General features: G+C 43.2%; 16 protein-coding genes. 14 read left to right on the forward strand and 2 right to left on the reverse strand.

Annotation, left to right across the window (positions count from 1 at the left end):
* The 5 genes from FU659_RS32040 to FU659_RS32060 all read left to right on the forward strand — a co-directional run.
* On the forward strand, positions 1 to 1,036 hold a 1,036-nt coding region (locus tag FU659_RS32040; RefSeq protein WP_187274537.1), incomplete at its 5' end, for an endospore germination permease.
* Positions 1,037 to 1,357, forward strand: coding sequence for a hypothetical protein (locus FU659_RS32045; RefSeq protein WP_147951279.1), 321 nt, complete (start codon positions 1,037 to 1,039; stop codon positions 1,355 to 1,357). It abuts the gene before it with no gap.
* A complete protein-coding gene (locus FU659_RS32050) occupies positions 1,351 to 2,514 on the forward strand; it encodes a spore germination protein (RefSeq protein WP_147951280.1) in 1,164 nt (387 codons plus the stop codon). The genes FU659_RS32045 and FU659_RS32050 overlap by 7 nt, the downstream gene beginning before the upstream one ends.
* 77 nt (positions 2,515 to 2,591) lie before the next feature.
* Positions 2,592 to 2,822, forward strand: coding sequence for a Ger(x)C family spore germination protein (locus FU659_RS32055; protein ID WP_147951281.1), 231 nt, complete (start codon positions 2,592 to 2,594; stop codon positions 2,820 to 2,822).
* A gap of 7 nt (positions 2,823 to 2,829) precedes the next feature.
* Positions 2,830 to 3,693, forward strand: coding sequence for a Ger(x)C family spore germination C-terminal domain-containing protein (locus FU659_RS32060; RefSeq protein ID WP_187274538.1), 864 nt, complete (start codon positions 2,830 to 2,832; stop codon positions 3,691 to 3,693).
* A 71-nt stretch (positions 3,694 to 3,764) separates the two neighbouring features.
* Here FU659_RS32060 and FU659_RS32065 read toward each other — a convergent pair whose 3' ends face one another.
* The gene (locus tag FU659_RS32065; RefSeq protein WP_261808197.1) at positions 3,765 to 4,637 is read right to left on the reverse strand and encodes a protein-glutamine gamma-glutamyltransferase; all 873 of its coding nucleotides are present in this window, start codon (positions 4,635 to 4,637) and stop codon (positions 3,765 to 3,767) included.
* A gap of 27 nt (positions 4,638 to 4,664) precedes the next feature.
* On the opposite strand from FU659_RS32065, the gene FU659_RS32070 reads away from it, so the two are divergent.
* The 8 genes from FU659_RS32070 to FU659_RS32105 all read left to right on the forward strand — a co-directional run bounded on the left by FU659_RS32070 (position 4,665) and on the right by FU659_RS32105 (position 13,113).
* The gene (locus tag FU659_RS32070; protein WP_147951284.1) at positions 4,665 to 5,615 is read left to right on the forward strand and encodes a stalk domain-containing protein; all 951 of its coding nucleotides are present in this window, start codon (positions 4,665 to 4,667) and stop codon (positions 5,613 to 5,615) included.
* A gap of 298 nt (positions 5,616 to 5,913) precedes the next feature.
* Positions 5,914 to 6,960 carry an aromatic ring-hydroxylating oxygenase subunit alpha gene (locus FU659_RS32075; RefSeq protein ID WP_147951285.1) on the forward strand — a complete coding sequence of 349 codons (1,047 nt, stop codon included), beginning with the start codon at positions 5,914 to 5,916 and terminating at the stop codon, positions 6,958 to 6,960.
* 276 nt (positions 6,961 to 7,236) lie between these two features.
* A complete protein-coding gene (sdaAB, locus tag FU659_RS32080; RefSeq protein WP_147951286.1) occupies positions 7,237 to 7,911 on the forward strand; it encodes an L-serine ammonia-lyase, iron-sulfur-dependent subunit beta in 675 nt (224 codons plus the stop codon).
* 36 nt (positions 7,912 to 7,947) lie between these two features.
* Complete coding sequence (sdaAA, locus tag FU659_RS32085; RefSeq protein WP_147951287.1) at positions 7,948 to 8,850, forward strand: L-serine ammonia-lyase, iron-sulfur-dependent, subunit alpha; 903 nt, start codon at positions 7,948 to 7,950, stop codon at positions 8,848 to 8,850.
* A gap of 188 nt (positions 8,851 to 9,038) precedes the next feature.
* A complete protein-coding gene (locus tag FU659_RS32090) occupies positions 9,039 to 10,541 on the forward strand; it encodes a spore germination protein (RefSeq protein ID WP_147951288.1) in 1,503 nt (500 codons plus the stop codon).
* Positions 10,542 to 10,554: 13 nt separating this feature from the next.
* Entirely contained in the window at positions 10,555 to 11,757 is a 1,203-nt protein-coding gene (locus FU659_RS32095) for a Ger(x)C family spore germination protein (RefSeq protein ID WP_147951289.1), read from the forward strand.
* Positions 11,758 to 11,767: 10 nt separating this feature from the next.
* Complete coding sequence (locus tag FU659_RS32100; protein ID WP_147951290.1) at positions 11,768 to 12,001, forward strand: hypothetical protein; 234 nt, start codon at positions 11,768 to 11,770, stop codon at positions 11,999 to 12,001.
* 14 nt (positions 12,002 to 12,015) lie between these two features.
* Entirely contained in the window at positions 12,016 to 13,113 is a 1,098-nt protein-coding gene (locus FU659_RS32105; protein WP_187274540.1) for a GerAB/ArcD/ProY family transporter, read from the forward strand.
* A gap of 12 nt (positions 13,114 to 13,125) precedes the next feature.
* Here the strand turns inward: FU659_RS32105 and FU659_RS32110 are convergent, their stop codons facing one another.
* Positions 13,126 to 14,001 carry a LysR family transcriptional regulator gene (locus tag FU659_RS32110; RefSeq protein ID WP_147951292.1) on the reverse strand — a complete coding sequence of 292 codons (876 nt, stop codon included), beginning with the start codon at positions 13,999 to 14,001 and terminating at the stop codon, positions 13,126 to 13,128.
* Between the two features lie 131 nt (positions 14,002 to 14,132).
* Here FU659_RS32110 and FU659_RS32115 point away from each other — a divergent pair, with 131 nt between their 5' ends.
* Positions 14,133 to 14,726 carry an MFS transporter gene (locus FU659_RS32115; protein WP_147951293.1) on the forward strand — a complete coding sequence of 198 codons (594 nt, stop codon included), beginning with the start codon at positions 14,133 to 14,135 and terminating at the stop codon, positions 14,724 to 14,726.
* The last annotated feature ends 115 nt before the right edge of the window (positions 14,727 to 14,841 follow it).

Genomic DNA, 14,841 nt, shown 5'->3' on the forward strand with positions numbered 1-14,841 from the left:
GCTGTCCCTTGGCATCTCGAATCATGTGTTTATTATACCTCATCTTATCCAAGCGGCAGGACGGGATTCCTGGTTCAGCATTTTGCTAGGGTATGTGGTTTTGTTAGGTTGGAGTTTGATTTTGTACCTAGTTTTAAAGTCCATGCGCGCTACAACATTTAACGATTGGCTTAAAGAGAGGATCGGAAAATTCGGATGTGGGCTCGTTTGCGGAATATTGGTGTTATACCTCCTGATCTTAGGGATTTTGATCATTTTCGATACGACAAGAAACATAAATATCTACTTGCTTCCCAGAACGCCGAACGCCGTAGTCGTTCTCAGTTTTGTGCTTGTTTCTTACAGCGCGGCAAGATCGGGGCTCAAAACGATTGTTTATATGTCTACCGTTTTATTGCCGATCGTGTGGTTGCTGGGTATCGGCATTTCCTTGTTTACTATGCAAAGGAAGGATTATGGCATCATTCATCCCTTCTTTGTGGAAGGAATAGGGCCGAACCTGCACGGAGGGATGATTGTGTTCGGAGGAAGTATAGAATTGCTGGTATTGCTGCTGCTGCAGCATAAAATGAGCAAGCCTATAAATTACGGAACGATGTTTGTGCTACTAACCTTGCTGATAGGTCTTATTGCCGGGCCTACCTTAGGGTCCTTGTCCGCGTTTGGTCCTTCCGAAGCGGGTAATATGCGATTTCCCGCCTTCGAACAGTGGCGGTTGGTCATGATTGGCGACTACATCTCTCATGTCGACTTTTTGGCTGTATTTCAACTGATGGCCGGCAGTGTTACAAGATCAGCCCTTCTTTTGCATTTGCTGTCCGAACTGATTATAGGCCGATTCCCGAAGTTTCGCCAAACCGTATTAGGTTGCTGTACGGCTCTTGTTTCCATACCTGCTCTCATGCAAATCAGCGACATCAGGATGCAGGAAACCATCCACCGCTACTTCTATACGTACTCGTTCATTTTCGGAATCGCGATGTTGGCGGCTCTTTATGTATTTTCCTTTATACCGAAAAGGAAAGGAGGATATTGAATGAATCAAACACCCGAGGAAGTTACGCTCTTTGCGGAGTTGGACGATAATCTGCGGAGTGGAACCTTACAGAAGGATGCATTGATACAAGTCTTCTCTCAATATTCCGATATTTATTTTCCTCTGCTGCCGCAACCGGAGTTATCAGATAAGCTGACGGCGCTCTACTGCGAAGGTATGATTGATAAAAATCAACTAAACGAGTATTTCGCAAGCTTGTGCCTATATGTCAGCCATGCAGCTTTCCATCCAGGCACTGCTTCAAACCAAACGGAAACATTGCCTCTGTTCGTCATAAATAAGACGATCGGAGAATGGTAGCAGGGCTGTTCAACGGTCAATTGATCCTATATTACGCTGGGAATACCGACTTTTGGGTGGTCGATATTTCCGATGTTCCGAAACGTGCATTGCAAGAATCCAGTACGGAAATTTCGATTAAAGGGCCGAAGGATGCTTTCACGGAAGAGCTGTTTACGAATATGGCTCTGATACGGAAGCGTCTGCAAACGGGAATGTTATTCAGCGAGATGTTCATCATCGGAAGCTTGAGCAAAACCCGTGTATCGCTGCTCTATCTGAGCCACAAAGCAAATCCGGACATGATTGCCGAAGCGCGCCATCGATTAGAATCTATTCAAACGGAAAGCGTTCTGAGCAGCGGGCAGCTCGAACAGTGGCTGTCGAATCGAACTTACTCGCTGTTTCCCTTGATTGATTATATCGGTCGGCCCGATTATGTCATAGAAACTTTGTTGCGGGGAAGATTCGCCATTATTGTAGACGGGTCTCCAATGGTATTGATCGGGCCGAGCAATTTTCTGGAACTGCTGAAAACGCCTGAAGACGTTCATTTCCCCTATTATTACGTTATGTTTCAAAGGACGCTCCGAATCATCGGCTTGATTCTTAGCATTTATTTGCCGGGATTCTGGATTTCGATTGCGACAGTGAATCTGGATCAGATTCCACTCGCTTTGTTATCGACGGTCGTCATTTCCCGCGATGGAATGCCATTTCCTATGATCCTTGAATCGCTGATGCTGCTTTTTTTGTTCGAATTGCTTCGCGAAGCCGGCGTCAGGATGCCTAAGGCAGTCGGACAAACGATCGGAATTGTCGGCGGCCTGATCATCGGAGACTCTCTCATCCGGGCAGGCCTTGCTTCTCCCACGTTGCTCGTCGTTATCGCCATTTCGGCAGTGGCTACATTTTCATTGGTCAATCAATCCTTGTCCGGCACAGTCAGCATTCTCAGGATATTCATCACTCTGGCATCTGCTTTCCTCGGCGTTTACGGATTCATCATGGCTATGTTCGTCATCTTGATTTATTTATGCAGGCTCGAAAGCTTCGGATTGGCCTTTCTGGAGCCGATAACCTCCTTGCGATTTAAAGAGTGGTTGGCTGCTTTTTTGGTCAATCCGTTCAGAAGATCCCGTTTCTCGACTCCGATGTTAAAAAAACAAAAAAAGTGAGAAGACTGATGCGCAAATCGATATGTACAATTGTCTTGATCGTTGAATTGTTAATCGGTTCAGGGTGCGCCACCGATATGAAAAATATTGAAAAATTGAATTACGCGAACGCCATTGGCGTCGATTACAAGGATGGAAAGTATTACGGATATATACAATTCATCGATTTCCAGAACGTTGCGAAATCTTCCGACAGTAAGAAAGGGCCATCGAAAGTATGGATAGGCGAAGGGGTCGGATACACCTTCGAGGAGGCGCTGTTTCAAACTTATGAAACGGCTCAGGAAAGAATCATTGGGGGCACGTGACAGTTCTTTGATTAGCGAAAGCGTATTAAAAGAAGGGATTAGAGGAATTTATGATAGTTTTAGCCGGTATCATGAATTTCGTTTGACGCCGTGGGTGTATGCTACGAGAGAATCGGTAAAGGATATTTTTTCAGTGCCCGGATTTTTCGAACGGTCTCCGCTCAGCACTATTCTTCATGAGCCGAAAGGGATACACTCCCAAACTTCCTACGTGACTTCGATAAGGCTTCAACAATTGATCAGACAGATCAATGAGCCGGGATATACCTCGTGCATCCCGACATTGGCCATTAACAAAATACAGTGGTCGGAAAAAAATAAGCCTGAGCCCAAATTGATGATTGATGGGGCGATATTTCTCAAAAGTGATGCGTTTAGAAGCTATATCCCCTTGAAAGAATTATCCGGGCTTCGTTGGGTTCAGCCCGGTATGATACGCGTTAGCATCCCCGTACCGGATCGTAAAGAACCATCGGTTCAAATTGTCGTCGACAATCCGAAAGCGAGCCTGAAATATATGAATCGCGGGGGTAGGCCGCAATATGACGTCAAAATGAAAGCGACAGGATACGCAGTCAGCCGGACCAATAATAGCCTGCTGAATTTTCGGCAATTAACCAGCGAGACGGAGAAAGCGATCGAAGTTGAAATCCGAAATTTGTTTCGAACAGGGATCGATAAAAAGACGGATATCTTGAATCTTGAGTATAATTTATTCCGGTATCATTACGGCGAATGGAAGGCCATGTCCCCGGCGGAAGATGGATTGCTTACCGACGATGCCATCCATGATATCCATATTAACCTCAATATTACACATACCAGCTCGGAGAAAAATAAAAGCGTTCAAGGAGGAATCGGTCGTCACTAAAAGGCTACGGCCATTCTAAATCTGCCAACAATAATGAACTGAAGAAGGTCACAGACAAAAGGGGTTTTCTTTCATACGACGTAACGTATACAGCCTATACGTGCAAAAATAATCGGACGTACATCAAGAGCAAATTGGGAAAGGTACACATAATCCGGATAAACGATCTCATCTGTGAGGTAGGCCGAGGTGTTGCTGTCGGGTTTGCGATACTTGTTTAATTTGGAAATGATCTTGTTTGACGATACGATACCGAAAGGGTGGCCATAATAGAGGTCGTCTCCGACCATGACGGCATTCTCGCCGCGCCAAATCGGTGTTTCTGCTGAGAAATCGGGATTATTGAAATAGAGAAGGTCGCCGGGGAGTGCTTCTTTTATCGCCGTTTGCTTGGAGAGCAGCAGATTGTGCTGAATGTGCCAGTCATAAAGAAGCAGGCCGGAAAAGAGACGATTGAATTCATTCTCTTGGATTGAATCGAGAATTCCTTTGTAGGCTACGATTACAGCAGCAGTTGCGCATTCGGTGGCGTATTTGCTCCCGTTGGCAAAAATATCGCGGATTCCGATAGCCGGTGTGGAGTCGTCCCTGATCAGAAATCCGCCTTGCTCTGTTAAAGTCCACAGTTGCTCATTACATTTGGCTTTTTTGAACTTTTCAAAACCTAATCCACTTTGGCTTAATGCTTTCGCGGAGGCAACGATGGTGGCCCTCAGTTCCATTTCGAATCGCACTTGCTGAATGGTTTCATAATCGTATGACATGGGCTTGTTTTGTTTCTGTTTCAATATCTTTGCCGCTGCGGGAGACCATGAGGAGGTATCCACGGGTGTCTGGGTACCGGAAATTGTGATTATGGTTATCCACCGCCTTTCCACTTGTAAAACATATGTCAAAAGATAAGCTTTGTTGCGTGAGTTGTATAGATGTCTTAAAATATACATTAATTAACAAATGAAAGAGGTGTACGATTGAAAAAGTTTATTTTAGGTCTATGTTGTGGTTTAATTATTGCTTGTTCTTCTGTTGCTTTCGCTTCGGGTTCTATCCAAGCCTTATTATTTCCTGCTAGCTTCGAGATGAATGGTAGTCCAATTGCGCTTAATGATGAATACAAGGTACTGAATGTAGATGGTCACGCTTATGTACCCATTCGGTTTGTGGCTGAGAATTTAGGGGCAACCATTGATTATGATACGGAGCTACAAAAGATTTATGTCAAGAACAGAAATCTGGATTTAAAAGATCCGGATTACAAAGGGATATCGGTAGGGAACTTAATCTTAACGAAATCAGGTAATCACACAAAAGTTACGGGTCAATTGAAAATGGAAGGAGTGGGAAATTCCAAAAATATGATTGCAGCAAATCTATCTTTTTTTAATGATAAAAGCGAAAAAATTGGTGGTATTGACCTAACAGGAAATGATTTTGGAGTGGATTCCCAGACTTTCGTTTCTGAGGGGTTAGGAGATTTTAGGACTTATTCGGCAGTTAATCTTCATATTGGAGCCGTAAATAATCATATTGTTCAGGATGTTCCAACCATTATATATAAAAATATGAAGCATAATTTTACGCTTAATCTTCCCCAAACGTGGGAAGGGAAATATGAAGTAGTGAACAGAATCACAGAAGCAGGAACTGAATATTTGAATTTTATTGACAAAGCCAATAATGGGTATGGGGGAGTTGTTTTTACGATTTCCATTTGGATGAAAGATGATTGGATTGAAAACGGTCCATCAGTTAGGGAGGTTGGTCAAATCTATAAAATAGGAGAGAAGGATGACAAAGTGTTCACATTAAGTCCCCCAGGTGATGTAGAATATGATCCAAACGATGAGAAGTTAACTATGGAATATGCTTCAATGTCTGATCATATCAACAATATAAAAACGACTTTTAAGCTTATTAATTAGCTGTTATTTGTTGGATGAGCGTAGGATTTTCACGATACGATGTTACGTTGGATGACTAAAACATACCCCATTTGCAGGAAAAGATTTGTATGCAAATGGGGTATTTTCTATGACTAAAACTAAGGTTATGTGAATTATCATAACATTATCGTATGTATTTGGTCATTTGAACAAAATGATGTTAGTTATATTGCTCATTCAGGTACCGAAACAGTAAAATATATAAATACAAGTGAAGTAAATTAACGCAGCACTTAGAATTAATCCCAACATAAGAACAACGTGAGGTGAGAACGCAATGATATCTGAAAATAATAAGCCGATTACAGAAGTCCAGCTTCCTAGGGAATGTACCTTCACCCGTCAAGATTGGGAAGTGCTTGCTGCATATTGGTATCCGATTGCACGTGCAAGTGACGTGACAGAGAAACCACTTGCTGCGAAGCTGTTAGATGTTAAACTCGTTTGCTACCGCAGCAATGGTAAAGTGGTCATTGCGCGTGATCTTTGTTTTCACCGCGGGGCTCCGCTTAGCATGGGTTGGGTTGAGAATGGGGAAATCGTTTGTCCTTATCATGGGTTTCGTTACAATTGTGAAGGCAAATGCACATCCGTTCCGGCACATCCCGACGCCAAAATTTCTCCAAAATTAAAGTTGATTGTTTATCCGGCCGTCGAACGTTATGGTTTGATCTGGACCTCACTTTCATCATCTGAAGAGCAAATTCCGGTATTTCCCGGATGGGAAGATCCTGATTTTCTTAATGTTCTTCCACCTAGTTTTGACATTGCCGGTTCGGCAGGACGTCAATTAGAAGGCTTTTTAGATGTATCACACTTTGCCTATGTGCATACGGAAACTTTTGGAGATCGCAACAACACAGAAGTTCCGCAATACACTGTCAAACGTGAGGGTAATGAATTGTTGGCTGAATACTGGAGTACCGTTAGCAATTACGGTAAAGGACAAGATAGTCTTGCGCCGGAGGGATTTCAATGGCTTCGCGAGTTTCGTGTTTTTCCTCCATTCGCGGCATCGCTCACGGTTTACTTTCCGAATGATGGCAAACTGATGATCTTGAACTGTGCCTCGCCTGTATCAGCTCGTTATACGAGATTGTTTTCTCCGATTTCGCGTAATTTCGATAAAGATGCTCCTGTTGAAGATACGATAAAATTTAATTTGCAAGTATTCCAAGAAGATCGGGAGATGGTTGAGGCGCAAACTCCGGAGGATCTGCCGCTTGATTTGCAGGCCGAGGCCCATATTCCTGCAGATCGCACATCGATTGCATACCGGCAACTGCTGACTGAGTTAGGGCTTGGAAGATCTTATACAGCTTAACGTTGCATAATACTTTTTTTTAGACAGCGTCAAAACGCTTCAAAACTTCATGAAATTGATAAATCATAACCATTAGCTGCCGTAATTATAGGCAGCTTTTTTGTCTGTCAACAGAACGACATTAGAGGAACTCTTATGAAAGCCATCTGAATATCTAATTAAGGATATGAATAGAATTGAAGGGGATATTAAATGAATGCGATAGGTCATTTGGCCGTTTGGAAACAGGCTCACTTAGTGGATTGATTAGCTACGTGACGCTAAGGAGAGGTATTTATGCGTTTTAAGGATGTATTCTCGATTATTGGACCCGATATGGTGGGCCCGTCTAGCTCACATACGGCTGGTGCTGTCCGGATTGGTCGCGCAGCTAGGCAACTTTTCGGCAGCCAACCGAATGAAGCGAAGATCACTTTATATCAATCCTTTGCCGATACGTATCGCGGACATGGGACAGATGTAGCGTTAGCTGCTGGATTACTAGACTGGGGTACACAAGACGAGCGAATTCCACAAGCTCTCCATCACGCGGCTGAGCAAGGACTTATCATAGATTATGTCAGAGCGGGCGGTGGGGCCGTCGGCGTCTATCATCCGAACACCGCTAAACTTAAATTGCAATCAGACTCGTGTACGATGTTGGTAACCGGAAGCTCCATTGGAGGCGGAAATATTGAAATCGTCGGAATCGATCATTTTGATATCCGCTTTACTTGTTTGTACCCTACATTAGCTATTTTTCACGTGGATCGAATGGGTGTGCTAGCTGACATTACCAGAGAAATTAGTAAATTCTCTTTGAATATCGGTCATATGGATGTGGACCGTACAGGTAGAAGTGGCGAAGCGCTGACGGTCATTGAAGCTGACGGGGAAATTGAAAAGGAACTCATTGACTCGATTAACGCTATAGAAGGCATCAGACTCATTCGAGTCGTAGACCTTACATAATCATACGCAAAGGTTCTCGCGATCAGGGAGGAAACCATGAGATTCAAAACCTTGCAGGAACTTATCGTGCTGTGTCAGACGGAGCAGCTTCCCATCCACCGGCTAATGCTGAAGGAGCAGGCCAGTGAATCGGGACGAACAGAAGATGAAGAATTCGCTAAAATGAGTCAGTATTACACCGTCATGAAGGATGCCGTTCTGAGGGGATTAACGAAGGACACCTTATCGCGCAGCGGACTAACTGGAAATGATGCCAAGAAGGTATCCGTGCTTTTGGATGAAGAACGTTCTTACCTTGGCTCACAAGCCGGAAGAGCTCTTGCCTACGCGCTGGCCGTATCAGAAGTTAATGCAAGTATGGGGCGTATCGTGGCGACCCCGACAGCTGGCTCCTGCGGCATTATTCCGGGAGCTTTTATCAGTTCTCAGGAGCAGTATGGCTGGACAGATGAGCATATGGTACAAGGGCTCTTCACCGCCGGTGCTCTTGGTTATGTGATTGCTAATCGCTCCTTCGTATCGGGGGCAGAAGGCGGCTGTCAAGCTGAGATCGGCAGTGCCATCGCAATGGCTGCAGGGGCGCTGGTAGAATTAAAAGGCGGGACGCCGGAGCAAACCTTACATGCAACAGGACTTGCGCTCAAAAACTCATTGGGCCTTATCTGTGATCCGGTGGGAGGCTTGGTGGAGATTCCGTGTATTGTTCGCAACGGTTTTGGAGCCGTTACCGCATTTACAGCAGCGGATATGGCACTTGCCGGCATTCGCAGCGTCATCCCCTCCGATGAAGTCATTGATGTCATGCTTGAGGTAGGCACGAGTATGCCCGAACGTTATCGGGAAACAGCCAAGGGTGGATTAGCGACAACTCCGACAGGGAAACGTATTATTAAGGATTTATACGGAAGGGAGAAATCCGTTAAACCTGACAAAAAGTAACTCCGTAGAAAGAGCTTAATCAGATGTCTATTTAAAATATAACGGGGACATTTACTCTTTTTAAGGGTGAAGGTCCTTTTTTTAATGAACAGTCAACGATTCATTTTTACCAAGAATGAATAATTTAGGGATTATATATGGAACATAAGCTCATTGAACACTTTTGAATATACGGGAGGCAGGGTCTCATGGTAGAGGAAGAGTCAACTATGAATGATGAATTGACCCTGCGGCTTGCTGATAACGTGCTTCATATAAGGCAAGGACTAGGGAACAGTGACGACGTTACAGTCCGTGATATCCAAATTGATGTCAGCTCTGACCGATTCATACAAGGTGCAGTCATTTATATCGAGGGTTTGTCAAACCTTCATTCCATGATTGATTCTCTTCGTAGTTGCTGTAGTGATGGAGAGCAGGAGGATTTCGACTCCGATCAACTTTTGGAACATTTCAAGAATGTTGTTATTTCTACAGGTACAGTTGAGGATATTGTTAATTTTGATGATCTTTTCAATTCACTTTTATCTGGCAGCAGCATTCTGCTGCTGGAAGGTTGCTCAAGCGGATTGGCGATTGGGACGAAGGAATTAACAGGGAGGCCTGTTGAAGAGCCGAATACACAGTCCGTAGTTCGCGGCCCGAGGGAAGGTTTTACTGAAATATTACGATGGAATACAGCTATGCTGCGTCGTAAAATTAAAGATCGCCGTCTATGGATGGAAACAATGCTTATAGGTAGGGTAACCAAGACGGAAGTAACGGTTGTCTATGTTAAACATATCGTGTCCGAAGATGTGCTGCAAGAAGTTAGACAAAGATTGGCCGTTATTGATATTGATGCTATCTTGGAAAGCAATTACATAGAGGAAGAAATTCTGGATAAACAGATCACACCGTTCCCGACCATTTTCAATACGGAACGTCCTGATGTTGTAGCGGCAGGCATAATGGAGGGAAGAGTGGCCATTTTAGTGGACGGCACTCCCTTCGCGCTATTGGTGCCTGCTTTGTTTACACAATTTTTCCAGTCCAGTGAGGATTATTACCAACCAGCGGATTTTTCCACATTAATTCGCTTACTGCGTTTCTTATCGTTTGGATTAGCCCTTCTAACTCCTTCCTTTTATATTGCTATTTCTACCTTTCATCAAGAAATGCTGCCGACGACATTGCTTTATAATTTGGCGAGTCAGCGGGAAGGCGTACCGTTCCCAGCGTTTATTGAAGCGATTATTATGGAAGTCACGTTCGAAATATTGCGTGAAGCAAGTGTGAGGATGCCCAAAACGATAGGCCAATCGATTTCTATTGTAGGAACGCTTGTTATCGGACAAGCAGCTGTTGAAGCTGGCCTGGTCAGTGCAGCAATGGTCATTGTGGTGTCTATTACGGCAATTTCCAACTTTGTGCTTCCGGCATTCAATCTTGGAATAACGATTCGAATCATTCGTTTTTTACTCATGATGCTTGCAGCTTCTTTTGGTCTTTTTGGGATCTTTATTGGAATCATTGCTCTCGTGATTCACTTGTGCGGTCTTACCTCATTTGGTGTTCCCTATATGTCTCCGCTCGCTCCATTTCATTTAAGCGACCAAAAAGACACGCTATTCCGTATTTCATTCCCTCATATGATGAAGCGGCCTAAAGCTTTCCCTCAAAAAAATCCCGTTCGCCAGAAACGCAGGTGAGGAGGAATGACATGTGAAAGGTAGGATAGCCAAAGGTTTATTCCTGCTTCTTACACTTTTAATGTTAAGCGGTTGTTGGAGCCGTCATGAGTTAAATGATATTAGCATCGTAGTGGGGATGGGAATCGATAAAGAGGACGATCATTACCGCATAACGATTCAAACCGTAAGTCCAGGTCAAGTAGCTGTCAAAAAAGGAGCATCCAGTAACGCAAGTGGCGTCATTACCTATGAAGAAAAAGGGTCAACGGTTCCTGAAGCATTATCTCGGATGACCGTTAAAGTACCGCGATATTTACATTATTCCCATTTGCGAATGGTCATTTTTGGAGAGGAAATGGCAAGAGCAGGCATTAGTAAACCACTCGATTTTTTGTCTCGCAATATGAATATGCGAACGGATTTTTATTTTATTGTTGCTAAACAGGTGAAAGCTTCAGATATTTTAAAAATTGTAAGTGAAATGGACCCAATCCCAGCAAACAACATGTATACAAAGCTCGAAAACTCGGATAATTATTGGTCAGCCACAGGCAGTATGAATCTTAACTACTTACTTCAACAATTAGGGACTCATGGTAAAAGCCCAACGATGACAGGAGTTGAAATAGAAGGAAACAAGAAAACCGGGGAAAAGACGGTGAACACCCAATATGTTCAACCAGCTGCCAATTTAAAATATGCCGGAATGGCCGCTTTTAAAGAAGATCGATTTATTGGATGGTTGGATGAAGCGGATACGAAGGCATTAAATTATGTGCAAGATTCAGTCAATCAAACAACAGGCTTTATTCCATGTGTAGGTGGTAAAGGTCATATTACCATGCAGGTGATTCGTTCCAACACGGTTGTCCAAGTACACCTCCTTGATGGTGTTCCTGAATTCGAAGTGAAGTTACGAATAGAGCAAGATATAGCTGATGCCGAATGTAAAATGGACCTGTCGCAAGCATCTGTTGTTCAAGCTTTAGAAAAACTTTCCAATACTAAGCTGGAAGCTTTAATTGAGGGGTCGATAAAAAAAATCCAAAAGAAATTGGGTGCTGATATTTATGGATTTGGGGACATTCTGCATCATAAGTATCCAAAGGTTTGGCGTAAAATTAAAGATTGGAACAAAGAATTTGAAACCGTTAACGTACATGTGCATGTGAATTCGAAAGTTCGTAGGGTGGGGACCATCTTACAGCCGATCAGTCAAATAACAACTGAATAAGGAGTATCTCATGTGGCTATTAGCAGGGGTTGTACTAACGTTAGGCTGGGTAATTGGGAAGGAAATCCCTCGTATGTGGATGGAGGAGTCGTATAAAGAACTCTCCATACTTAGCGTGATTACGCTCTTAGTAACCTTAGTCAGTACAGCACAAAGTTTGTATGTGCATATGCCAAATCCGCTCAATTGGATTGAGGCCGTACTAGGTCCGTATCCCCGAATGGTTTATGCATTATTACAATGAAAGGAGCTTGCTCCATGGAGAAAATTGGGGTTATTAACGGCCGTTCATTCGGGATACTCGTCACTATTTTTATGATTGGCACTTCCATTCTCATTACACCTTCTGGACTTGCTCACGAGGCCAAGCAGGATGCTTGGCTGGCTTGTATAGTCGGTGTGGGTATGAATGTTTTAAATGCTCTTTTGTATGTGGTACTGGGAAAACGGTTGGCGGGTCAAAGTTTAGTCCAATATTGTGAAACGGTATTTGGCAAATGGATTGGCAAAGCCATCTCTTTGGCATTTGTGCTATTTTTTTATTTGCTCGCCACGCTGATGATTGGTGATTTAGGCTATTTCGTAACCTCACAGATTATGCAGGAAACACCCATAGAAGTTTTGCAAATGTTATTTGTACTAGTCGTAATCATGGCAGTACGATCCGGATTTATTGTCTATTCGCGTGCAGCTGAAGTTTTTTTTCCATGGCTGATCTTGTTGTTTCTGATTCTGATTCTTCCTCTTGTACCCAAACTTACGATGAATAACTTCCTACCGGTTATGGAGTTTGGAATCATGCCGGTTTTGCGAGGGGGATTTTCGTTTTATGGCTTACAGGAAACAATCGTTCTATTAATGTTTTTTCCATATGTGTCCAATATGAAAGCTCGCAAGAGCGGATTACTATCAGGCATATGGATAGGTGGCGCCATCCTGTTTATTACTACACTGGCAAGCATAGCCGTGATGGGAGTGGCATTAACGACGAATCAACTATTCCCAGCCTACACGCTTGCCAAAAATATTAGTATTGGTCATTTCCTTGAACGGGTGGAAGGGATTATGATTTCCATTTGGGTTCTATCCATTTTCGTGAAAATTGTTCTTACATTTCACGCATCTTTACTTGGATTCGTACAAATTTTAAATATCAAGGATGAGAAACCACTCATAGCGCCTTTAGCCCTCGGGATGATTGCTTTATCTTTGGTTTGTTATCCGAATACGATCTTTATTAAAGATTATCTTTCTAAAAATTGGGCGCCGTTTGCTTTGATATTTACCTTATTTTTACCCTTGTTACTACTTGTAGTGTCATCATTTACGGATCGCTCCATAAAAACTGAGAACTAGATGGACTTATGTTTATTTGAAAAACTCAATTGTTTGGCGAATGAAAGCTTGGGCTGAAAATCCCAGATATCGGTCGGAACGATACACGATTTCAAAGCTGCGGTAAGGAGCATCATCCGAAATTCGAATACAATGAAGTGTCGGTTCGTCCATAGCTTTGATTAGTGGATAAGGTTGAACAGTCCCACCTATATTCGCTTTGACTAAACTGACAATCGAAGTAGCTGAGGCCGTTTCCATAATGGTATCCAGTGCGAAGCCATATTTGCGGCACCAATTGTCTATCAATTCTCTTCCCGTAAATCCTTGAGGATACATAACGGTTTGAATGTGACGAAGTTCCTCTATCGAGATGGACTCGCGATCTGCCCAATCATGGTTTTTAGATACAACTAACACATATTCTTCCCGGGATAAAGGAACTCGGACGAGTCGTTCGTCAGGAGAGGAGGAGAGACCGATTCCGATGTCAACTTCATTGTCCAACACTTGGTTTAAAACGTCGATTGAAGAGAGCACCTTTAATTTAACCTTTGGGAAAATGGCATGAAAGTCGACCAAAAGTTGGGTAATCCGATAATCCAAATCAGAAGGCAAGACACCGATAACTAAGGTTCCCCGTTGACCTGTTCGAAACTGAGCAATAGCATCTTGAGCATTAGCCATATGACGAACCATCTGTACACTGTATTCCAAAAGCAAGGCTCCGGCTTGTGTCAGCATGATTTTTTTGCCTACCCGATCGAAGAGGGGGACATCAAATTCATCCTCCAAGGCTCGTATTTGCTGGCTTAAAGTTGGCTGTGCGATGCCGATGATTTCGGCAGCTCGCGTAAAATGCAGCTCTTTACAAACGATAATGAAATTTTCCAAAATGCGCGTTTCCATGAGATGCCCTCTGATTCATTGGTTTTTTCAATTATTATAATAGAAATGATTACATTGTTCAATTATATATTCCCCTATATAATACATTTGTAACTCTCAGCGAGTAAATCAACATTAGAGGTGACGTTTAAATGAAAAAAGCCTACTTGGTAACAGCGCTTATCCTTGCATCCTTGAATTTAAGACCTTCCATCACATCTATTCCGCCACTTTTGGGAACGATTCAAGCAGAATTAGACATAAGTGGTTCTATCGCAAGTTTATTAACATCGCTTCCTGTCTTATGTATGGGAATATTTGCTATGCTTGCCGTAAAATTAAACAGGAGATGGGGCACCGAAAAAGCCATTTTGCTCGCCCTAATCCTTATTGGGTTCGGCACGGCGCTCCGTTTCTTTGCCGTATCAACATTTACTTTATTGATTACTTCCTTCCTCACTGGAGTTGGCATAGCGATTGCCGGCCCACTGTTATCCGGCTTTATTAAACAATATTTTCCCAATCGAGCATCTACCATGGTTGGCCTATATTCCACAGCAATGGTTATTGGGGCCGTCTTGAGTATTTGGTTATCAGTACCTCTGCAAAAAGCTATTCATGGCTCTTGGAATGCTTCTCTAAGTTTATGGGCGTTGCTAGCCGTCATCGCGGTGCCGATCTGGTGGAGATTAGCATTAAAGATCCCAAAAATGAATCGTCGGAAACGAAAACGGACACTAACGTAGAACGAATTCCACTAAAGTCATATAGAGCGTGGACGCTTACTCTGTCTTTGGACTAATGGCTGCTATTTCTACTCTGTGACTGACGTGGTTTGCCTTCTGATTTGGATTATCGGAT

It is taken from the genome of Paenibacillus sp. N3.4, from assembly GCF_008017805.1.
Classification (GTDB): Bacteria; Bacillota; Bacilli; order Paenibacillales; family NBRC-103111; genus Paenibacillus_E.

Bases quoted from the DNA above. Each gene is read 5' to 3' on its own strand.
- FU659_RS32045 (WP_147951279.1), top strand. From the start codon at position 1,037: ATGAATCAAACACCCGAGGAAGTTACGCTCTTTGCGGAGTTGGACGAT.
- FU659_RS32050 (WP_147951280.1), top strand. From the start codon at position 1,351: ATGGTAGCAGGGCTGTTCAACGGTCAATTGATCCTATATTACGCTGGG.
- FU659_RS32055 (WP_147951281.1), top strand. From the start codon at position 2,592: ATGAAAAATATTGAAAAATTGAATTACGCGAACGCCATTGGCGTCGAT.
- FU659_RS32065 (WP_261808197.1), bottom strand. From the start codon at position 4,637: ATGTATATTTTAAGACATCTATACAACTCACGCAACAAAGCTTATCTT.
- FU659_RS32075 (WP_147951285.1), top strand. From the start codon at position 5,914: ATGATATCTGAAAATAATAAGCCGATTACAGAAGTCCAGCTTCCTAGG.
- sdaAB (WP_147951286.1), top strand. From the start codon at position 7,237: ATGCGTTTTAAGGATGTATTCTCGATTATTGGACCCGATATGGTGGGC.
- sdaAA (WP_147951287.1), top strand. From the start codon at position 7,948: ATGAGATTCAAAACCTTGCAGGAACTTATCGTGCTGTGTCAGACGGAG.
- FU659_RS32090 (WP_147951288.1), top strand. From the start codon at position 9,039: ATGGTAGAGGAAGAGTCAACTATGAATGATGAATTGACCCTGCGGCTT.
- FU659_RS32100 (WP_147951290.1), top strand. From the start codon at position 11,768: ATGTGGCTATTAGCAGGGGTTGTACTAACGTTAGGCTGGGTAATTGGG.
- FU659_RS32105 (WP_187274540.1), top strand. From the start codon at position 12,016: ATGGAGAAAATTGGGGTTATTAACGGCCGTTCATTCGGGATACTCGTC.
- FU659_RS32110 (WP_147951292.1), bottom strand. From the start codon at position 14,001: ATGGAAACGCGCATTTTGGAAAATTTCATTATCGTTTGTAAAGAGCTG.
- FU659_RS32115 (WP_147951293.1), top strand. From the start codon at position 14,133: ATGAAAAAAGCCTACTTGGTAACAGCGCTTATCCTTGCATCCTTGAAT.